This is a genomic window from Natronomonas moolapensis 8.8.11 (assembly GCF_000591055.1).
GTDB lineage: Archaea > Halobacteriota > Halobacteria > Halobacteriales > Haloarculaceae > Natronomonas > Natronomonas moolapensis.
On record NC_020388.1, the window covers coordinates 877,168 to 897,522 of the forward strand.

The 20,355-nt window shown below is 60.3% G+C and carries 21 protein-coding genes and 1 pseudogene; 10 read left to right on the plus strand and 12 right to left on the minus strand.

The window, feature by feature from the left end; genetic code table 11:
* Positions 1 to 47 precede the first annotated feature (47 nt).
* The 4 genes from NMLP_RS04365 to NMLP_RS04380 are packed head-to-tail and all read right to left on the minus strand — an operon-like array spanning position 48 to position 3,535.
* Complete coding sequence (locus NMLP_RS04365) at positions 48 to 707, minus strand: DapH/DapD/GlmU-related protein (protein WP_015408921.1); 660 nt, start codon at positions 705 to 707, stop codon at positions 48 to 50.
* 3 nt (positions 708 to 710) lie between these two features.
* Positions 711 to 1,709 (minus strand): phosphonate ABC transporter, permease protein PhnE, encoded by a 999-nt coding sequence (phnE, locus tag NMLP_RS04370; protein ID WP_015408922.1) that lies wholly within the window; start codon positions 1,707 to 1,709, stop codon positions 711 to 713.
* The gene (locus NMLP_RS04375) at positions 1,706 to 2,491 is read right to left on the minus strand and encodes a phosphonate ABC transporter ATP-binding protein (RefSeq protein ID WP_015408923.1); all 786 of its coding nucleotides are present in this window, start codon (positions 2,489 to 2,491) and stop codon (positions 1,706 to 1,708) included. Before NMLP_RS04375 ends, phnE begins: the two co-directional genes overlap by 4 nt.
* 27 nt (positions 2,492 to 2,518) lie before the next feature.
* On the minus strand, positions 2,519 to 3,535 hold the full coding sequence (locus tag NMLP_RS04380; protein ID WP_084260778.1) for a PhnD/SsuA/transferrin family substrate-binding protein: 1,017 nt from the start codon (positions 3,533 to 3,535) through the stop codon (positions 2,519 to 2,521).
* A 223-nt stretch (positions 3,536 to 3,758) separates the two neighbouring features.
* On the opposite strand from NMLP_RS04380, the gene phnG reads away from it, so the two are divergent.
* From phnG to NMLP_RS04425, 9 genes are read left to right on the plus strand one after another with little or no spacing between them, the layout of a single operon-like run.
* Positions 3,759 to 4,202, plus strand: coding sequence for a phosphonate C-P lyase system protein PhnG (phnG, locus tag NMLP_RS04385; RefSeq protein ID WP_049926141.1), 444 nt, complete (start codon positions 3,759 to 3,761; stop codon positions 4,200 to 4,202).
* 11 nt (positions 4,203 to 4,213) lie between these two features.
* Positions 4,214 to 4,756: a phosphonate C-P lyase system protein PhnH gene (phnH, locus tag NMLP_RS04390; RefSeq protein ID WP_152024152.1), complete on the plus strand. Its 543-nt coding sequence runs from the start codon at positions 4,214 to 4,216 to the stop codon at positions 4,754 to 4,756.
* Positions 4,757 to 5,911 (plus strand): carbon-phosphorus lyase complex subunit PhnI, encoded by a 1,155-nt coding sequence (locus NMLP_RS04395; protein WP_015408927.1) that lies wholly within the window; start codon positions 4,757 to 4,759, stop codon positions 5,909 to 5,911. It begins immediately after the preceding gene.
* A complete protein-coding gene (locus NMLP_RS04400) occupies positions 5,904 to 6,953 on the plus strand; it encodes an alpha-D-ribose 1-methylphosphonate 5-phosphate C-P-lyase PhnJ (RefSeq protein ID WP_015408928.1) in 1,050 nt (349 codons plus the stop codon). Before NMLP_RS04395 ends, NMLP_RS04400 begins: the two co-directional genes overlap by 8 nt.
* Positions 6,950 to 7,771 (plus strand): ATP-binding cassette domain-containing protein, encoded by an 822-nt coding sequence (locus tag NMLP_RS04405; RefSeq protein WP_015408929.1) that lies wholly within the window; start codon positions 6,950 to 6,952, stop codon positions 7,769 to 7,771. Before NMLP_RS04400 ends, NMLP_RS04405 begins: the two co-directional genes overlap by 4 nt.
* Positions 7,768 to 8,499, plus strand: coding sequence for a phosphonate C-P lyase system protein PhnL (locus NMLP_RS04410; protein WP_015408930.1), 732 nt, complete (start codon positions 7,768 to 7,770; stop codon positions 8,497 to 8,499). Before NMLP_RS04405 ends, NMLP_RS04410 begins: the two co-directional genes overlap by 4 nt.
* Positions 8,496 to 9,656 carry an alpha-D-ribose 1-methylphosphonate 5-triphosphate diphosphatase gene (locus NMLP_RS04415; protein WP_015408931.1) on the plus strand — a complete coding sequence of 387 codons (1,161 nt, stop codon included), beginning with the start codon at positions 8,496 to 8,498 and terminating at the stop codon, positions 9,654 to 9,656. The genes NMLP_RS04410 and NMLP_RS04415 overlap by 4 nt, the downstream gene beginning before the upstream one ends.
* The gene (locus NMLP_RS04420; protein WP_015408932.1) at positions 9,656 to 10,447 is read left to right on the plus strand and encodes a sugar phosphate isomerase/epimerase family protein; all 792 of its coding nucleotides are present in this window, start codon (positions 9,656 to 9,658) and stop codon (positions 10,445 to 10,447) included. The genes NMLP_RS04415 and NMLP_RS04420 overlap by 1 nt, the downstream gene beginning before the upstream one ends.
* Positions 10,444 to 11,097, plus strand: a complete 654-nt coding sequence (locus NMLP_RS04425) for an HAD family hydrolase (protein WP_015408933.1) — start codon at positions 10,444 to 10,446, stop codon at positions 11,095 to 11,097. Before NMLP_RS04420 ends, NMLP_RS04425 begins: the two co-directional genes overlap by 4 nt.
* 269 nt (positions 11,098 to 11,366) lie before the next feature.
* Here NMLP_RS04425 and NMLP_RS04430 read toward each other — a convergent pair.
* The 6 genes and pseudogenes from NMLP_RS04430 to NMLP_RS04450 form a co-directional block, all read right to left on the minus strand.
* Positions 11,367 to 11,492 (minus strand): annotated as a pseudogene (locus NMLP_RS04430) (arsenic metallochaperone ArsD family protein); the annotation flags it as partial.
* A 277-nt stretch (positions 11,493 to 11,769) separates the two neighbouring features.
* The gene (locus tag NMLP_RS04435) at positions 11,770 to 12,219 is read right to left on the minus strand and encodes a hypothetical protein (protein ID WP_049926144.1); all 450 of its coding nucleotides are present in this window, start codon (positions 12,217 to 12,219) and stop codon (positions 11,770 to 11,772) included.
* A 412-nt stretch (positions 12,220 to 12,631) separates the two neighbouring features.
* On the minus strand, positions 12,632 to 13,924 hold the full coding sequence (locus NMLP_RS15035) for a HEAT repeat domain-containing protein (protein ID WP_015408935.1): 1,293 nt from the start codon (positions 13,922 to 13,924) through the stop codon (positions 12,632 to 12,634).
* A gap of 3 nt (positions 13,925 to 13,927) precedes the next feature.
* Positions 13,928 to 14,713, minus strand: a complete 786-nt coding sequence (locus NMLP_RS15040) for a bactofilin family protein (RefSeq protein ID WP_015408936.1) — start codon at positions 14,711 to 14,713, stop codon at positions 13,928 to 13,930.
* Positions 14,714 to 15,640, minus strand: a complete 927-nt coding sequence (locus NMLP_RS15045) for a hypothetical protein (RefSeq protein ID WP_015408937.1) — start codon at positions 15,638 to 15,640, stop codon at positions 14,714 to 14,716.
* Position 15,641: 1 nt separating this feature from the next.
* On the minus strand, positions 15,642 to 16,502 hold the full coding sequence (locus tag NMLP_RS04450) for a hypothetical protein (RefSeq protein WP_015408938.1): 861 nt from the start codon (positions 16,500 to 16,502) through the stop codon (positions 15,642 to 15,644).
* A 674-nt stretch (positions 16,503 to 17,176) separates the two neighbouring features.
* On the opposite strand from NMLP_RS04450, the gene NMLP_RS04455 reads away from it, so the two are divergent.
* Positions 17,177 to 17,992, plus strand: coding sequence for an IS5-like element ISNamo1 family transposase (locus tag NMLP_RS04455; RefSeq protein WP_015408940.1), 816 nt, complete (start codon positions 17,177 to 17,179; stop codon positions 17,990 to 17,992).
* 618 nt (positions 17,993 to 18,610) lie between these two features.
* Here the strand turns inward: NMLP_RS04455 and NMLP_RS04460 are convergent.
* Positions 18,611 to 18,754: a hypothetical protein gene (locus tag NMLP_RS04460; RefSeq protein WP_162471983.1), complete on the minus strand. Its 144-nt coding sequence runs from the start codon at positions 18,752 to 18,754 to the stop codon at positions 18,611 to 18,613.
* Positions 18,755 to 19,450: 696 nt separating this feature from the next.
* Positions 19,451 to 20,308: a DUF6498-containing protein gene (locus NMLP_RS04465; RefSeq protein WP_049926154.1), complete on the minus strand. Its 858-nt coding sequence runs from the start codon at positions 20,306 to 20,308 to the stop codon at positions 19,451 to 19,453.
* Between the last annotated feature and the right edge of the window lie 47 nt (positions 20,309 to 20,355).

The window sequence follows — 20,355 nt, forward strand, 5'->3', positions numbered from 1 at the left end:
GCGGCTAAAGCCGCAGGTATTCTCCTTGCTCCCTATAAACGCGCCCGTCACCCCTCGACGGTTTCGGTCGCCGGCGCGTACGCCTGCAGGAACGTCTCGAGATCACGGAATTCGGCGAGGCGCTCGCCGATCGTTTCGTGGTTCCAGTGCCACCACTCGGTCGCTTCCAGGCGGGCCGCAACCTCCGGGGAAAACCGGCGGTCGATCGGTTCGGCGGGGACGCCCGCGACGACCGTGTAGGGCTCGACGTCGTGCGTGACGACGGCGCCGGCCGCGACGACCGCCCCGTTCCCGATCGTGACGTCCGGGAGGACCGTCGCGTTGTGGCCGATCCAACTGTCGTGACCGACCTCGACGGGCTGGTCGGCACGCCACTCGAAAACGGACTCGTCGTCCTCGTCGGCCAGCTCGTACATCTCACACCGATAGGTGAAGTGGTGGGCTGTCGGTCGGTGTATCGGGTGATTGGTCGGTCCCAGCCGGGCGTGGGAGGCGACGTTCACAAACTTGCCGACGTCGGCATAATCGAGCTGGACGCGCTCCATCACATAGCTGTAATCGCTGAGCGTCGATGCGTGAATACGCGAGCCCTCGCGGACTTCGGTCCACGCGCCGAGTTCGCTCCCGGAGACGGAGACAGGGTCGTGGAGCGTCGGTTCCGGACCGAGATCGAGCGTGCGGTCCGGCCCGTATGATTCGATATACACGGGTTATCGCTTCCCCATCGACGACTGGACGATCTTTTTCGGTGCTGTAACGAACGCTTCGAGGATGCCGGTCCGTTCGATATCGTCGTCCTCGCGGAGATACGAACGCAGCCGCTGGGAAAGCAGTTCGACGGACCCGGCCAACAGAATGACCAGGATGATACAGGCCATCATTTCCGTATAATTGAACGTTCGCCGCTGAACGTTGAGTTCGAGGCCAAGCCCGCCGGCTCCGATGAGGCCGAGACTGATAGCCACGCGGACGTTGTGTTCGAGGTCGAAGGCAAGCCAGGCGATAAACTGCCGAAACACTTGACTCAACATCCCAAAGGAAATGACCTGCGATTTGCTCGCTCCGGTGCTTCGGATCCCCTCGATGGGGCCGTCGGTGATCTCTTCGAGTTCGTCGGTGAACAGCCGGCCGAGATAGCCGGTCGTGTCGATCATGACGGCAAGCGTCGCAGTAAAGGGACCGACACCGCCCAGCGGAATGAGAATGAGGACCCAAACGAGCGCCGGGATCGCACGGATAACGCTCATCGTCAGCCGGAACAGGAAATTGAACGGATACGGAACGACGCGCTCGCTCGCCATGACGCCGAAAAAAAGTGCTCCCGGCAATCCGAGGGCCGTCCCCGCGATAGCGATGGCGACGGTCACCTGCGAGGCGGCGAACAACTCAGCTTCTATCATGAATTCCCAGTACTGCATCACGTCGATGAACGGAAGGAATCCGAAGTACGTCGTCGGCGGGAAGTATTCGGTCAGCGCTTCGCCGAACTCCGGGAGCTGAGCGAACAGCTCCGCCAGCGAGAATTCGACGGTCGTGAGACTCCAAGAGAAGACGACAACAAAGGCGAAAACACCGAGCGTGCCCCAGAGACGACGGAGCGTCTTCCGGTACTTGATATCCTTGAGTTTCCGGTCGACCGCCGAGTCACCGGTCGCGGCAAAGCCGAAGTACTCGCGGAGGCCATCGATCGGTGAGGGCCCGGAACTCACGCCTCGACCTCCAGTTGATGTCGCTTTTCTTCCGTTTGATCGGTGTCCGTTTTTGCGAGCGCGACCGTCTCGACACTCCCGTATAGGTCGTCGACGAGCGCGGGCGTGAGTTCGTCCGGACCGACGTCGAATATGAGTTGTCCCTCCCGGAGTCCGAGGAACCGCTCTCCGAAGTGGGCGGCGATGTTGACCTGATGAAGGCTCACTAGCGCCGTGACTTCGTGGACGGCCGCGGCCTTCTTGAGGTAGCCCATGACGCTCTCGGCGCTCGAGGGGTCGAGACTGGCGACCGGTTCGTCGGCGAGCACCAGCGACGGGTCCTGCACCAATCCGCGGGCAATCCCGACGCGCTGTTGTTGTCCCCCACTCATCTGTGAGACGGTCTGGTGGGCCTCCTCGAGGAGACCGACCGTCTCGAGCGCCTCGAGTGCCCGTCGTTTCGTGTTCCTGTCTTGACGCTGGAGGAGGCTTTCGACCGTCGACGCGTCGGCGAGCGAGCCTGTCAACGCGTTCAGGTACGCCGAGATACCTTCGACGAGGTTGTGCTGTTGGAATATCATCCCGACCTCGGGCTGTGACCCGGCTATCGACGCCCCTTCGAGGCGTATCTCCCCGCTCGTCGGCTCCGTGAGGCCGTTGACACACCGCAACAGCGTCGATTTCCCGGCGCCGGACTCCCCGAGCAAGACGACGAATTCGTCTTCGATTTCGAACGATACGTCCTCGAGCGCGGTTACGTCACCGTACTCCTTGGTCAGATTCTCGACTGTCAGTGTACTCATTGTGATAAAATACCTGTAGGGTCTCGGCTATCCGAGCTCGATTCCGAGGTCGTTGAGCCGCTTGATGACAGGCTGGTAGTTGTCCATCGTGGTGTCGCTGAGCGTCGTGAAGGGCAAATCGGACTCATTGTAGTCATCGGGCATATACTCCCGAATCAACTCCTCGTCGGAGTCAAGCAGCTGCTGTTCGATCTTGCCCTTCATGTCCGACTCCCAGTCTTTGCGAGCGTAGATGGGTTGTTTCGGGATCGGGAACGACCACCAGAACGGCCGCAGCGTCGCGTCTGCATTGCCACGATTCCCGATGAACGAGTCCTCCTCTCGGACCTCCTGTGGGAGTTCCTGGTCTTCTGGGAGGTAGGCCATACCGTTGCCAGTCCAGGTACAGCAGGCGTCGGCGTCGTCGTTGATGACTTTCTGGACGGCGTCCGCGTGGTTCGACCAGACCCCATCGAAGTCGACCGGGTCACCGTCGGGGGCGTCGCCAACGTCGAGGCCGGCCTGCTTGAGAGCGTACACGGCGAATATCGACCCGCTCGTCGAGAGTCGGTCGGCGAATGCAACCCGTTTGCCTTCCAGATCCGTCCGCTCGTCGATCGACGAGTCCGGCTTTGTGAGCATCATCGAAAAATAAAACGCCGCCCCGCCCGAGACGGCCGTGCCGAACAGGTCCATCAGGTCCGGCGCGGAGATGAGCGTCACGTCGTCCATGCCGATTTCGGCCTGCCCGCTGTCCAGTGCGGGTCGGACTGCCGAGTAATCCTGCGGAACCTCGACTTCGAGGTCGAGACCGTCTATTTCGCCACGCAGCATCTCGGTGACGGGCTCGTATTGCGGACGGACATCCGAAGGGGTATCCGGTGTCAGCAACATCGTAACAGTTTCGTCGCCCCCGGCGGCACCACCGATACAGCCCGCCGTCAGCCCGAGCGCGCCGGCACCACTTCCAGCGATGAATTTCCGCCGCCCCATGCGGCCCACGATTCGTCCGTTGTTCGTTTCGGATGTACCCGCCGTGTCAGTGACCGTCTGGTCCGAGGTCATCAGGTGTGTCGAGCAATCAGGGTCAATTAACGGTTTACCCGGTAGAGTCCGGACGCGTATCACGCCCCAATAGGCGAACCCATCACTCAATATTCGAGAGACCAGTATATATCGGTCCAGTCGTTCGATCGCGACCGACTACTCCGACCAACACCTATCGGATAGACTGTAGAGTACCTAACGAAGGCTTATCCAGCGAGTTCCAGTGGTTACAGTCGAGTACATGACAGACCCATACGACCGGTCGGATCGATTCGAGTTACTCGCCGCCTGTGACGCGGAGCGGCTCGTAGCCCACGCCGACGCCGTCATCGACGGAGGCTCCGAGGTTCGCGTTCTGCAGTCACCGAGTCCACAGCTCGTCATGCAACAGGTGGTCGATCCGGTGGCCCGCCAGCCATTCAACCTGGGCGAGGTGCTGGTGACTGCGGCCGAGGTCGCACTCGACGAAAAAAAGGGGTTCGCGATGCGCCCGGGCAAGGCCGAGAAGCCGGCACTATCGGCGGCAGTCGTCGACGCCGCCGTCGAGGGCGAGCACCCGCTCGCCGAGGAAATGGTCGCGTCGCTGGAGGCGGCGGCGAGCGAGCGCGAAGGGACCCGCCGCCAGCGCTGGGGCGAGACACGCCAGACGACCGTCGAGTTCGAGGAGATGGAGGACCACACGTGAGAGCCCTCGATATGGATCCGGTACACGACACGCGTGCGTGCTTCCGGGCGCTCGTCGACGCGATGAGCCGCCCCGGAACCGTCGCCACCGCGCCGACCGAACCGGCGGACCACGCGGTGTTGTCCACGCTGGTCGACCACGAGGTGACGTGTTTCACACCCGACGAGACGATTCGGACAGCCCTCGAAAACGAGGGGCGGCTCACGGCCACCGAGGCCGAGCAAGCGAGCATCGTCCACGCGCCCACGCCCGGCGAGTGCCCCGTGAGTGATCTGACGCGGGGGAGCCTCAAAGAGCCCAGCGACGGGGCGACGGTCGTCTACTGCGTCGACAGGCTGGAGACGTCTCCCACTGAAAACGCGGGCACGACGCTCGTCGTCTCGGGGCCCGGCGTACCGGGCCGACGACGTCTCGCCGTTGACGGTTTCAGCGCGAACGACGCGCGGGAATTGGCCGATGTCCAATCCACCTATCCGCGCGGAGTCGATGCCGTCCTGACGACGGAGCGATCCATCGCCGCGATTCCGCGCTCGGTTGCGCTGGAGGTGGCCTAAATGGGGTATGTCGCCGTCGAGGCCGGCGAGGACGTCATCCGACGCGCCGAGGAACTGTTCGAGAAACAACGCGTCGCCGGCGAGAGCGAACAGGTGTCGGTCGAACAGGTCGACGAGCAGTTCTCGCGGCTCACCGCCCAGGCGATGAGCGAAGGCGGACTCTACGCCCCCCGGCTCGCAGCCATCGCGGTCAAGCAGGCTCAAGGCGACACTGCAGAGGCCGCCTTCCTGCTTCGAGCCTACCGCTCAACGCTGGAGCGGTGGGGGTCCACTACCCCGACCGAGACGGCAGACTCGTTTAGTACCCGGCGCGTCTCCCCGGCCTACAAGGACGTACCGGGCGGCCAGGTGCTTGGCGCGACAAAGGATTACACCCAGCGGTTGCTCGACTTCGAGTTAACCGATGACGACGGGATCGATCCGACCGACGACTGGGACGTCGAAGCGGAGGACCCCCCGCAACTCCGGAACGTCATGAACGTCCTACGCGAGCAGGGGCTCGTCCACGACCCGGCGGGTGACTCGGACGGGATTGAAAACGGAGGCGAGGACGGCGGTGAGAACGAATCACCCGACGAGACGGAGCCGTTCGACGCGACGCGGGACCCGGTGACCTATCCGGCCCCCCGGTCGGCCGTCCTTCAGGAACTCGCACGTGGCGAGACCGGCGCGGTGACCGCCCTGGGGTACAGCGAACTGCGCGGCTACGGCCAGGTCCACCCGACGCTCGGCGAGGTCCGCACGGGCGAACTCCCAGTGACGATCGAGCATCCCTACACCGGCGACGAGGTCGAAGTGACGAGCGCCGCGGTGACCGAAACGGAGTGTGTCGTCCCCATCTACGAGAAAGCCGACGATCCGCAGTTCTCATTCGGGTACGGGCTGGTGTTCGGTCGCAACGAGCGCAAGGCCATCGGGATGAGCATCCTCGATGCAGCCATCCAACTGGATGGCGAGGGGCCGGCACAGGACGCCGAGTTCGTCCTCGACGTCGTGGACGGCATCGACTCTTTCGGCTTCATCGAACACCTCAAGCTTCCCCACTACGTCACCTTCCAGAGTATTCTCGACCGCATCCGGTCGATACGCGAGCGAACGACCGCCGCAGCGGCCGACGAGGATCCGGTCTCACAGGAGGTGAACGCCGATGACTGACGAGCGGGCCGTCGGGTCGGTCTCCGACGCCGAGTCCGTCGAGGACATACTCGACGGTGTCCGAGACGAGGGGCTGGCCGGCTACAACTACGCGTATCTGGACGAACACACCAAACGCGAGGTGCGGCGTGGCGTCCTGAAGGCCATCGCGCTCCCCGGCCATCAGGTCCCGTTCGCGTCCCGGGAGATGCCGCTCGCACGGGGCTGGGGGACCGGCGGTATCCAGACCTCGCTGTCGCTGCTTGGCCCGGAGGACACGTTCAAAGTCATCGATCAAGGCAGCGACGAAAGCGTCAACGCGGCGAACATCCGACGGCTGGCGACCCGGACTGCGGACGTCGAGACGACGACCGACGCCACCGAGGCGTCGGTGATACAGACGCGACACCGCATTCCAGAGGAAGTGCTGGACGATGAGCAGATCCTCGTCCTTCAGGTACCCATCACCGACCCGCTTCGACGGGTCGACGGCAGCGACGACGCCAACCGACGGCGGCACGCCCACGGCAACTACTCGAAGATGTGGGTCGCTCTCTACGAGAACGTCGTCGAGTACGGCGAGATCAAACTCTCCTCGCGGTATCCAGTACTGGTCGACGACCGGTACCTGATGGACCCCTCGCCCATCCCGCGCTGGGACGTGTCGAAACTCGACGATGCCGACAACCTGTTTTTGTTCGCGGCCGGGCGGGAAGCGCGTATGTACGCGGTCCCGCCTCACACCGACGTCGAGCCACTGGCGTTCGAGGACCGGCAGTTTCAGGTCGAGCGGTTCCCCGAGCAAGCCTGTGAGTACTGCGGCAGCGAGGACACGTTCCTCACGGAGGTCGAAACCGATGACGGCAGCCGACGCTACGCCTGCAACGATACGGCGTTCTGTGAGAAACGACAGGCCGACTCCGAGTTGTCGAAAGCTCACCACCGCGAGGGGACGGACCACGCCTGGGGACCGCCGACTGATCCGGACGTGCCATACGAGACGGACGGGGACCGTGAGGAACGCCGCCCCACGGCCGACGCGAGTGGAGGGGAAGGGAAATGACGGTTCTCTCGGTCTCGAATATCGGCAAAATCTACGGCCAGCCCTGCGGCGACTGCGTCGAGCATACCGGCCCTGCGGTGGGCGACAACCAGTGTCCCGTCTGTGACAGCGTCGTCGCCTGTGCGGACGTGGACTTCGAGTTACACGACGGCGAAGTCTTGGGAATCGTCGGTGAGTCCGGCAGCGGCAAGTCCAGCCTGGCGGAGATGCTGGCGCTCGATTTGGACGCAACGGCTGGCGACGTCCGATACGACGCCTACGGCGGGAACCTGCTTTCGGCGGACTACCGGGCACGACATGAACTACGGAACGAACACATCGGGATGGTCCACCAGCACGTCCAAGACGGGCTGGAACTGTCTTTTTCAGGCGGTGGCAACGTCGCCGAGAAGCTACTGGCGGCCGGCTGGCGACACTACGGCGACATTCGTGAGCGCGTCGAGTCCCTGTTTCGCGAGACGGAGGTACCGGTCTCCCGGATGGACGACGCGACGGAGACCTACAGCGGCGGGATGCAACGGCGTGTCCAGATCGCGAAGGCCATCGCCAACGACCCGGGACTGGTCGTGCTCGACGAGCCAACGACGGGGCTGGACGTGAGCGTCCAGGCTCGCGTCCTCGATATGTTCCGTCGGCTCCAGCGCGAGCAGAATGTGGCGACTGTCGTCGTTTCACACGATCTGGACGTGATTCGGCTGCTTGCAGACCGGACGCTGGTGATGCGACACGGCCGCGTCATCGAGACGGGGCTGACGGACCGCATCATGGAGGACCCACACCACGAGTACACGCAGACACTCATCAACTCAGTGCTATGATTCTGGATATCGACGCCGTCTCGAAGACGTTCGAAATGCACGTTCTCGACGGGAAGACCGTCCCGGGCCTGGCGGACGTAAGTTTCTCCGTGGACGAAGGCGAGTTCGTGGCCATCGTCGGCGAATCCGGCAGCGGCAAGTCGTCGCTACTGAAGTGCATCCACCGGACCTACGAACCGACGAACGGTACGGTCCGGTTCCGAACCGAGGACGGTGAGATCGACCTCGCGAGCTGTCCGGATCGCGACGTGTTGGCGGTTCGGGGCAGCGAGTTGGGCTACGCCTCGCAGTTTCTCGACGAGATTCCGAGGGTGCCCGCGGTCGACGTGGTAGCCCGGCCGATGTGGGAACAAGGAACGGACCGCGAGGCCGCCCGCGAGCGGGCCCGGGAGCTGTTGACCGCGTTGTCCCTGCCTGCGGACCTGTTCAACGCCTACCCGGCGACGTTCAGCGGCGGCGAGCGCCAGCGCGTCAACTTCGCGCGAGCCATCGGCCCGCAGCCGCGGCTCCTGTTGCTCGATGAACCGACAAGTGCCCTCGACCCCGAAACGCGGGCCAGCGCGCTCGAACTGCTCGACAGCTACCTGCCGACATCGACCACGATGATCGGCGTATTCCACAACTACGAGGTGGTTCGGCGGATCGCCGATCGCGTGGTCGTCCTTGCTGATGCGGAACTTCAGCGCGTCGTCGACGTCGCTGACTACAACCCGGAGGTACTCGCATGACGACGAACCAGCAACTCGCACAGTCGTACTGTCTGACGAACGCCCGAATCGTGACTCCGGAGACCGTCCTACAGGGGAGCGTTCGAATCGAGGGGGACCGCATCGCCGCGGTCGGGCCCGACGTCGACCCGACGCGGGGAGACGACATCGTCGACGCGGACGGACAGTACCTGTTGCCCGGTCTCATAGACCTCCACGGCGACGATATCGAGGGGCAACTCCAGCCCCGAAACGGGGCCCGCATGGACACCGCGATGGCGCTTGGGGCCGCGGACCGTTCGAACGTCGCCGCCGGCATCACGACAAAATACCACGCCATCGCGTTCGAGAACGACCCGGAGGAAGGGCGAACGACCGAGCTCGCAGCCGAGCTGACCGAGGCCATCGAGGCCGCCGACTCGTGGATGGCCGATCACCGTATCCACGTTCGGTGTGAGGTCACACAAGAGGAGGCCGTCACGGCGGCGATCCGTGACATTCAACGCGACGCTGTCGATCTCGTCTCGGTAATGTCTCACATCCCCGGCAAGGGGCAGTTCGAGGACATAGCGGCGTTCAAGAAGTATTACGAGACGTCGGATCGGCATACAGTCGCGGAGGCCGAGCGGTTTATCGAGGAGCGAACCAGCATCTCGATGGTGGAGATCCGCGACCGCATCGACCGGGTCGTCAAAGCTGCCCGCGACGCCGGCGTCGTCACGGCGTCGCACGACGACGAGGACCCACAGGAGGTCGAACGGCTCAGCGAACGCGGCGTCGACATCGCCGAGTACCCCATCACGCTCGAGACGGCGAAGCGCGCGAACGAACTCGGCATGACAACCGTCATGGGTGCTCCCAATCTCGTCCGCGGAGAGAGCCAGTGGGGGAATCTCACGTCCATCGATGCTGCCGACGCTGGCGTCCTCGATGTTCTCTGTGTCGATTATCATCCCCCGTCGCTGCTGGCCGCGCCGTTCGTCGACACCGGCGAACCGCTTCCAAAGCGGGTCGCACGCGTGACGAAGAACCCGGCCGACGCGGTGGGGCTACAGGACAGAGGGCGTATCGCCGAGGGCGCGCGTGCCGATCTCGTGGTGGTGGACACCGAAGAGACGCCGACGGTGTCGCGCGCGTTCGTCGCGGGCCGAGGCGTATACAAAGCGGAGGGCAGCTGATGCGCCTCGGGGCCAATATGGACGTGCGGTTCGGCGCGACCGTCGAGGAGTTCGTCGAGTATCTCGTCGAGCTCGGTCTCGAACACGTCGAACTCACCACCGAGTACCTGCAGGCACATCCGGACGCGCCCGACCCCGAAACGGTCGGCGAAATCACGTCGGTGCACGACGTAAGCGTCACCTATCACGCGCCGTTCCGGGACTGGAATCTCGGGAGTTTCAACGACGACTCGGCGCAGGCCGGCGTTATGCAGGTCAAGCAGACGCTCGATGCCGCCGCAACCGCCGGGGCCGGTGCCGTCGTCGTCCACGGCGGCTCCGTCCCGCGGCGCTACCCGGACTGGGTTCGCGAGACGGGCCGCCGGAACGCCGTCGAGTCGCTGCGTGCGTGTGCCGAACACGCCGCCGAGGTGGGCGTCCAGCTCTGTTTGGAGAACCAGCCGTTCGACAGTCGTGATGAACGACACACGGTCGGCCCGGACGCGCTCGCGGAAACGCTCGATGCCGTCGACGTCGACCCGGACGCGCTGGGAATTACACTCGACGTGGGCCACGCCTCGGTCAACGATACCGACTGGCGTGAGTACGTCGAGCGGTTCGGCGACCGGATCACCGTCTGTCATCTCCACGACAACGACGGGGAAAGCGACGCACACGAGCCGCTGCCCGAGTATGAACCCATCGTTGACGCTGTCGACGCACCGTACAACGTCTTCGAGATGAAGACCGTGGCCGACGTCGCGGCGTGTCTCGAAACCCAACCGGATCACATACCCCAAGCGCAGCCATGAACTACGACGCAGTCGTCCTCGATATGGACGGTGTCGTCATCGAGCCCACCGACAGAGCCGTGATTCGGGAGTCGATCACCGACACGTTCGGTGAGTTCGGCGTCGACTCACCGTCGCCGGCGCTTGTCGAGCGGTTGCTCGACCAGGAGGTGCCCACCGAAACGCTGAGAGAGCGACACGGGATCGATCCGGCCGAGTTCTGGACGCAACGGGAACACGGTGCCTCGCAGGCGCAGATCGAGGCGGCCGACCGCGGCGCGAAGGCGCCGTACGACGACGTCTCCGTTCTCGATGAACTCCCGACGCCACTCGGATTGGTGAGCAACAACCAGCGGCCGACGGTCGAGTTCCTCCTCGAGCACCACGGCCTCACGTACTTCGAGACGGCGTACGGCCGGGAACCGACGCTGACCGGAGCCGCTCGGAAAAAACCCGACCCCCACTACATCGAGCGGGCGCTGGCGGATCTCGACGCCGATACTGCACTGTACGTCGGCGATTCGAACGTCGACGTCGAAGCGGCACACCGTGCCGAGGTCGACTCGGCGTTTGTCCGGCGGCCACACCGGACGGACTACGCGCTCGAGCGTGAGCCGACGTACGAGCTGTCGACGCTGGCCGGGCTGACCGGGATACTCGGCTCTTCTTGATCGCCGCGCCGGGTCGTTTTCGACACACAGCCGCCTTTGATTGAAACACCGAACAGAACAGAACAGAACAGAACAGAACAGAACAGAACAGAACAGAACACGATGCGATGCGGCGTGACGGAACGGACGAGAATGTCGCGACCAACACCGGCCGCGACGCCGCGTATCTCGCCGGTCGCGAATACGGGGTCGAGGCCGAGTTCATGGACAGGCCCCAGCCTCAACGAGCGACCCCGTCAAGATGAGCGAAGCAGGGTGGGCCGTTGACGATCATCGAACGCGTCTTCGAGCTGGTCGAGCGCCGCGCTGACCTCGACGAGTTCGCCGTCGGATCCGGGACCGCAGACGCCGGTAGAGCAACACATCGCTTCTTCGTACGGGGTGAGTTCGGTCATTGGCCGACGCGCTCGTTCACTTATTTTACAGAGTTCGAGGAGAATGCCCCAGGGCTTGACCCTGAGGCGATTCACGAACCTACGTATCGAGGTGTGTATATTCGTCGTGTCCCCGGACTCACCTGCGAGTGAATCGTGGGATTCGCGCGCCCATGGCCCGTCTTTCCGACGAATTATAAACTGCGACTACGGAGAAGCGATCCGGCACACGCCACGACTGTGCGCCGAGGAAACGAGGCCGAGGAGCCACGACACGGGACGGACCGAGCGCCGACTCTCACGTCGGGAGCGCCGTGAATATCGCGACGACGAACAGAACAAACGCCAGGGCCAGGCCGGCAGCGACGTACAACACGACGCCGAGCCCGAGGCCGGCGACAGTGTGTAACGTCATCGGTCGTCGAGTGGGGCGTCCCCGGTTCCGTACGCCGATTGCGGCAGCACCGAGCGCGGACAGTGCCACCGGGTAGCCGACGACGACACCGAGAAGTCGGGGGAGACTCGAACCCACGCCGAGCGGCTCCCACAGCGCTACCATCACGACCCAATGACCGATCACCACCCCGGTCACCGACAACAGATAATTGATGACCAGCCGGTCACTCGGCCACGTTTCGAGCAGTGGCCGGACGCTGTCGACGCCGAGTACCGGACTGCAGACGGCCGAAAAGATACCCACTGCAACAATCAACGAGACGACCGGGCGCAGGAGGGCGATCGGCTCCATACCCGTTGTACAGCGCTGGAGACCCCAAGTATTACTGGACACTCGGATCGGCGTTTGAGCCACATGGCGGTATCTCGACCCGGGGCCGGGCGTCTCGAATTAAAACCGGCCTTCGAGGCGTCATCGACCGCCGTACAGCCGTTTTTTCGCCAGCGTAGACTGCGTTCACGCCGGGAGCAGCGTTCCCGCCCGGTCGGCTCGGTAAAAACACGATTTCAGCCACGACCGTCTCAATGAGCCTCGCGATCCTGTCGGTCGATGTGATCGGTCTCGGAGAGGTGCTTTTCGCCGGCGTGCTCGCTGCGGTTTGTGTGCAGCCAGTCCATGACAGTATCGTCGCGGGGTGTGTCGTCCGTCTGGGACGTCATTTCCCAGGCGGACGACTGGTTGACACAGGCCACAGAAGACCGCTTCAACGCAGAGCGTTGATCGCTGTCGTTGCTACCTGATCGTTCGTGTCGATACGACGATTCTTCAGGATATCATCCGCCCACTCATCTTCAATTGATGAACAGAGCTCACAGACAGCCGATCGAACATCCGGATCATCAGCGTCCTCGTATCGACGTAGAGCTGTAATAGCTTCCTCTGGAACATCCTTACTGGGCAATTCATCACCGAGTGCCCTGATTTTGTCTGGCGTCACTGGGCCGGTATCGAGTTCCTCGACCATTGAGTTGATTTCGGTGGGGTGCTCCTCGGAGCCATCAGTTGCCACCGACTCCTCCGTTGTTGTATCCTCCTCGACACCTTTCGATCCTCGCGTTGTTGTCTCTGTACTCTGTTTAGACTCGGCAACCGCAGCATCTGGCGAAGCTGACGGAGTTGTCTCGGTTGGGGATTGATCACGAGCGCCTCCAGTAGGGCTGGAAGACACTCCGCCGCTAGTGGGTTCCTTGTAGCCTGTCTCGGTGCTGGAAATAGCTGTTGGGGCTCGCTGATCTCCCGAGGAGTCGCTTTGGTCTAGTGCTTTTGTTTCATGAGTATTAGTTACGGTTGGCTGAGACGATCCACCTGGGTCAGCGTATACAGCCTGTCGACCTTTCCACCCAGTCCACAGAATCGCTCCAAGCAACACACTCTGCCCTATGACGACAATATAGAGCAATGGCTGATTCGCCGCTACCGGCCCAGTCGTCGGACCTAACGGACTGGATGATATGTATACAAACCCAACCAACTGGAGGACACTACCAGCGGCGAGGAGCACGGAGAGCCCGAAGGTGATACCCCACGCATATTTTGATCTGACACGCGCCAGCCCTGCGAGAACCGCCGGCAAAACTGCAGCAAAGACACTTGCACGCAGTAGATCGCCTATCGAAATGAACTGTAAGCTACCGCTCACCAATCCGAGCACTATCGGAAGAAGCGCCACGTAGACAACAAGCCCAATAAGCAGGTTCTGAAACCGCTGATACTGAGATTCGACGTCAGCAGGTTGAGCACTGGCTCCAGCACGACTAGTGGATTGAGAGTCTACTGAGTGCTGACTATCGTCAGTTGCCTCTGTATCTCGTTTTTCAGCGGCGGTTTCGGCAGCGTCTTTCGCCTTTTCGGTTGCGTCGGCTGCAGTAGTCGCGGCCTTGCGCGAGACGCCGAATATTTTGAGTATCGCATTTTTCGTTTTCCGGAGCACGGCTAACGCGATGAACAGTGGGGAAAGCGCGCTTTTGATCATCCCCCAGATCAGTTTCCGGATCATCGCTTAGACGACCGGTGGGAATTCCGATTTATCCACGCCAAGTGTGTGAAGTAGTTTACTGGCTGGTGGTACTTCCGCCGCAGACGTAGCCGTCGCGACTTGCTCGAGCGCTCCTTCGAGTTTGTCAAGTCGCTTCTTGACCGTCTCTAAATTCAGTATTCGTGGCGACAACGAGAGGTACGTCGACCCATCAATCTTGATAATATCGTCGTTATCCATCGCTGGTAGCCGCCCCTCCGGTAACTCTAGTTCCCCGAGACCGGTTACGCTGACTGGGTCTGCTAACTTGAGTTCAGTACCGATAATGGCTTGCGGCAGTACCGTCGATACATTCATCAGTTTCGTAGTTTCATACGACTTGAAGGTGTACATCAACGTGTTTTTTGCATGGAGCTTCCGCTCTGCGGTAACGATCCCGACGACCGCACAGTTTTCAAGTATGACATCCGCACCAACGACGTTCCCGTAAATAATCGAGTCTTCGAGTCGGATCCGGGTTCCAGATACGGTTCCGTGGATCGTTGCTTTCGATCCAACAACTTTTCCATCCGACCCAACATCACCGTGAACTGAACCGCCATCAAATTCGACACTTTCAGCTCCCATCACAGACCCTTCAACCGTTCCACCCTCTATTGAGACGGTTTCACCATAGACGCTTCCTTGTACCGTTGCGCCGTCATATATTTGCACAGGTCTGTTAATTTCAGCCTTAACGGTCGGAATAATCTTCCCGTCGTATGTCTCTCCTGACTCGACGATTGCACGAGTTTTTTCGATTTTCGGCATTTACGATCCCCCCTCAACGGCAATTTCTCCTTCGTCATCTACCGTATCTTCGATAAGCCCGCCGTAGGAGAGTAATGGCTTATCGCGACTGATATACTGGTCCAATTGATTTCGAACGGCATCTCCATCGAGTGACTCTACTTGGCCTCGGTTGAATCCAGTATGCGAAACAAGACGATCCATCCCAGGTAACGATTGCAGCGAGGCGGAGACTGGGCCATCGTTGTCAGCTACCTGAGAGGGTCTGATGACCCGCTGTTCGGTTTTCCCGTCGCGCTCGACAGTAACGACGTAGTACGGAACCTGCATCGCCACGGGATCCGAAAGCGACCGATCAAACTTCGTTCGCGTCCGTTCGATGCGGTTGACAAGCTCGTTCTGGTGGTCAACGAACTCATGTATTTTTCCGACTACCTCGCCAGTCGTTGATTCGACGCGATCGCGACGCTGCTCTCTTACTGCCTCATTCTGTGATTGAAGCGTTTGCCATGTCGCGGTTACATGCTCGGTAAATGGTTGTTCAATACCATCCTCAAACTGCTCTTCGTCAAGCTCGAAGATGTGTGCTCCAACATCCCGAATGCGCGACGCAGCCTTCTCATCAAGTTCATTATGCTTTCGTTCGTATCGCTCGGCGATGCGGTCGAGTTGCCGGTTGAGCTCCTCCTGTTCGGATTCGATCCGCTCCTGCTCAGCTGTTATTTGCGGTCTGATTTCGCGCACTTCCGCAACACGCTCCATCATTTTCATTTCAGCCTGTGCCTGGATAGAATCGTGCACTGCATCGACGATAGCCTCGGCACCCTCTGTAACAGCTGTATATACTTTCTTTACATCGCCTCGAATCTCTTTGACCGATGTAAGGATATCTCCTAACGTCTGATGGATCCGCTTGAGAATCGGATGAAGGTCGTCATTGCCGGCCATATTATTTCCCCCTCCGCTCCGGTTTCCGCTGATTAGTCACCGCAATCGTACTCATAACCGCTGCGGTATGTACCCGATCTCGCGCTGCACGGTCCTCTGCGATTGCCTCCTGTGTGGCGATCGTTTCACGATGACGCTGGCGCTCTTCTTCCCGCATCGTCTCGGCTCGCGCCTCAGCCTCCTTTTCAGCCTCTTCAATACGATCTTCGACGACCCCCTCGGTTTCTTTGAGGACACGCTCTGTCTCCTCGTCGATCGCCTCAAAGGACTGGTTGACATCGGCCCGGAACCGTTCTATCTTTTGTTGCTGCAACCGTTCATATTTGCTCATTAGGTCCCCCATCTCTTTGACGATTCCTTGCTTGGCTCGCGCTTCAGTTTGGAGATCGCGAATCTTTGCGCGAATGTCTTTGATGCGATCTTCAACGGTCCGGATTTCCTCTCGCCGTTGCTCGAACTCCCGTTCGGTCAACTCGGCCTTCTGATCCTCAATAGACTCATACACCTCACGTTTCTGATCGTCTTTTTCTATCCAGAGTTGATCCCAAATATCAAGCACAATTTCGTCACGAATCCGGTGTCGAGGGACCCCAGCCGGTACTTCCATAGATGAACGACAGGTAGGGCAATACCACTGACCATCCTCCTGCCGTATTTCGAGTAGCGATTCGATATCATCCCCCATGCAATCCGGGCAGTAGAAATTATACGAGATGAGTCCAACCATATCGCCCGCGGTTGCAATATGCTGATTCAGTAACTCGGTAGCCTGCTTTTGATGGCCTGAAAGGTCGTTGGCGATTTGCCGGCTCTGTTCGCTGACGTCCAGTAATACTGATTCCCCGCGGTCTTCGTCCGCCATCGACTCGAATTCATCGAACGTCTCTACCTGCTGTTCAGCCTCCTGCTGAGAGAGTGTGACGCCTCCAGCGTCAATCGACCCCGAGTCAGCCTCCGTAGCCAACTGTGATAGAGACTCGATTGCCGGATCATCGTCCTGTAAAACCGGTGACGTTAGTTCATGCGTTTCGCTGTTTTTGATCTCAGTCTCGATTGCCGAGATGCTATTGACGAACTGGTCTTCAACGTCATTTTTTCGTTCATTACGACTGGGAACTCCTCCATCGAAGCAAGCCGTTGTTTGACTCCCTGTGCCTGCTCCGGATCTTTGAGAAGGTTCAGCTGAAATTGTTGTGGATCTATTGACTCGGTAGCGTCAAAGACGACTGTTTCGTCGCCGTCCGGAACGAGGTACCCCGTCCAGTACCCTTTTTGCACCCCGGACACCGTAACGTCCGGTGTCTGAGAACGAACGTATGCGCCTCCCCCGACTCCCCCTAAAACTCCGATGCCAAGCAGCCCTGCACCGATACCGGTCTCACCGATAGCAACGCCGCCGATACCAGCGAGTATCAGAATAGTTGCGGCTGCTATTGCCAGCTTCAGCCGAGACCACTGTTGGTTGCTCCGTTGAATACCGACGCCGTCTGCGGATTATATCGCTGATTTCAGGGGAATTGGACGCCGTCTTGCGATATGGGGCGTCTCAGGACCCTCGCACAAACGTTTCGAGACTTTGCCACAAACCACGTAGAGGAACCAGACGTACCCGCCGCGCCGGACGGCGCGGACGGGTACGCTAACTCCACGAAAATCGCGCTGCTTCTACTTAAAGAGGAAATCAATAAACCACTCCGGAAGCTCGAAGATTACCTGAACGAGATGCCGGGAATCCTCGATGTGTTCGGCCTTGAGAAATCTCCAGATTACTCGTCGTTCAGCGTTTGGGACGGTGAATTTCCGATGAAAGAGTTGCGCCGCCTGCTCCGCCAGTCAGCGGAGCAGGCGGGGCTTTCGGGCACTGCGTCGATTGATGCCAGTGGCTTCCAACGAGATCAAGCTAGCTCACACTACCGAAATCGAGTCGGTTACTCGTTCAATGCTATGAAGACGACGCTGCTCGTTGATACGGACTCACTTGCCATCATGGATGCTCATTTCACGACGAAGAAAGCCTATGACGGCCATATCGGACTGCAGGTCTTTCGGCGCAACGCCGAAGACCTGCAGGAGTTGCTGGCTGACAAGATGTACTCGTGGAGCGATCTCCGTGAAGCCTGCCGTGACGCGTCAACGCGACCAGTAATCAAACACTGTGAGCAAAACGGACTCAAGAAGGCCCACAACGCTCGAATTGACGACGATGTCTACAATCAGCGGTCAATGAGCGAGACAGTGTTTGCGATGGTGAAGGACGGTGGCGATGAGATTCGCTCCCGGAGTTGGCACGGCCAATTCCGGGAGCTCACGCGCAAGTGCATCGTACATAACCTGACGCAGGCGGCGAGTTAGGCTCGCCGCCTGCTCTCCTTCTCTGGACGTATCCGTGAGAGGCATCGCCATCGTCCACCTCATTCTTCGTGCGGTATCTTGTGAAACTGATGTTTTGACCACTGCGTAAAGCCGCTAAAATTGAATCGTCCGATCTTAGAATCCGCAGAGAGAGCGTAGCTACCCGTGAAAAATCTAATATCATAATACTGATTCTGTCGCTGTCTTGCGTTCAACAGAGCACTGTTGGTTGAAATGCCCCTCGATCTCGTCGCGTACCGCCTCGTGAATCGCTAACGCCCGCGCGTTTTCTTCACTAACAGTACTGCTGTCATCGAAAATTACTGACGAGACTCGCACGGTAGATGGTACACTACAACATAACTTAAAATGTTCCCACGGGACAGAAATTGAAAATATTTCTGCGAATTAACGAACCAAATCCGCATTAACGGTACTTCCCGGCCGGGACCTCAGTGAGCATATTGAAGCCAGCTGAATTAAAAAGCCTCACAACGGCTACTTGATAGTTCACTGTACTACGTGAGAACGGTGATAAACAGCGATACCCCCGGCTTCTGCTGTTGTTTCTGAATGGGGCTGTAGCTCGGAGAGGGCTAGCCCGAGGCCACGGGCTGATCAGCCCGCGGCCCGGGCATACGCATTGAGGACACTCACACCGTTCATCTCAACCAACCCTCCGAACAGCGTCAAAAGAAAGCCAACGCCCGAGAGCCCACCGACCAGCGGAAACACGAGCAACTCCGGGTAGGCTCGAAGCACACGGCCACTTCGCCGTGCCGTCCCGAAGCCAATTTTGAGACGAGTGAACACGTCCATGTTGCTCGCAAACGTGTCCGTGATACAGTTCAACCAACCGGTTGATCAAATCGTAATTGAACCGATAGACACGTTTGTTGACCGTCCCCGCTGGTCAGATTACGGAAGTTCGAGGAGAGAGCCTCGCCGTTCACGGCGGGGATGAATCCGACACCAGGGCGACAACCGCCAGAAGTATTCCCCCAGACAGCGTGTCCGTGGGTACGCACAACGGGCAAAAACTGGCGGTTGGATTGGGGTCCGCCCGGACGACGAAGGCCACCACACCGTTCCCGCAAGGGCGTCTCCGAAGCCGTCGGGAGACGGCAGACAAAAAGCGACCCTCGCCCGAGTGTGCCTGCCCACCGTGGCACGAAAGGCAGGCAGGCCGATGGCACGGCCCGTGCCCGGACGCGCCGAAGAGGGCGACCGGGGGCATCCCCGCTGTCTCTTCGAGACAAACGGGATGCCCGGTGCAAGCGGATACCGCGTCCGAACGGACGCGCAACACGCCACACCCCTCGCGGGGCCGACGTATCGCGCACGAACCCGGTATCGCCTCGCCGGACCCCATCCGGCAGGTGAGAAGTTGCCAGCGGGGACACGGGACCAGCCCGCTGTCCCGCGCTGGAATCCTCGCGCTTCAGCGCGGGGAGGATGTCAATGGCGCTCCTGTTCCCACTCTTGGACATGTGGGTTCTCCGGAGTGAACCAGCCCGCAAGCCCGCCCGCATCGGCTCGTATTCCAACGGACCGACGCGACCAGTCAACCACAGCCTTCCCCGCTGCGAAAACGACCACGGGAGCGAGAACTGATAGCTCACCCCCGGCAGCTCCACCCGCTGAGCCGGGAATCACAACCCCACCCAGGGCCTGCTCCAGTAGTAATCCGAGTAATAGTAGGCCGATAATAGTTACAGGGACCACGGCCACTCCCAGCACAATATAGAAGACAACGACCCGCTGTGCGGCCTCGACGGTCATATATGCCGACCAGCTCTCGTAGGTATTCGGTAGGAAATATTCTCGTCGGAGCTCGGCTAATTGCGACGTACAAACCGCTATTGACCCGAGTATGACTGCTGGTGACCCCAGGGCAGCCACCGGGTTCGAGACAACGTTGCTCAGATACGCCCACAGCACTGCGAGGAACACCACGATGGCTAGAGACCGCCCGACAACGGCGAAGTTTCGCCGATACATCGGGGGAAGGCGTGATCCGACTACATCCGGAAGCACGTTTCCGCTCCAGTCGATCGGCTCAGACGCACCATCCCAACGGTCCTCGTCAATCTCTTCGCGTCTACTGTATCCAACGATGTAGAAGTCGCGGTCCTCCAGTACGATCGGCTGTTTCGCGAATAGTGCTGCAACACTGTAGCCAGCGATCATCACGACAACCTCTATCCAGTATAGAACTAGGATCTCAGACGCACGCCATCCCAGAATGACAACTCCCACGACTGGGACCGCATTCGAAACGAAAACAAGAATTATACCGAGCCATTTCCGGTTCATTCGGTGTTGGAGGGCCATCGAAGATATTCAAACGAGGCGTCAGTACG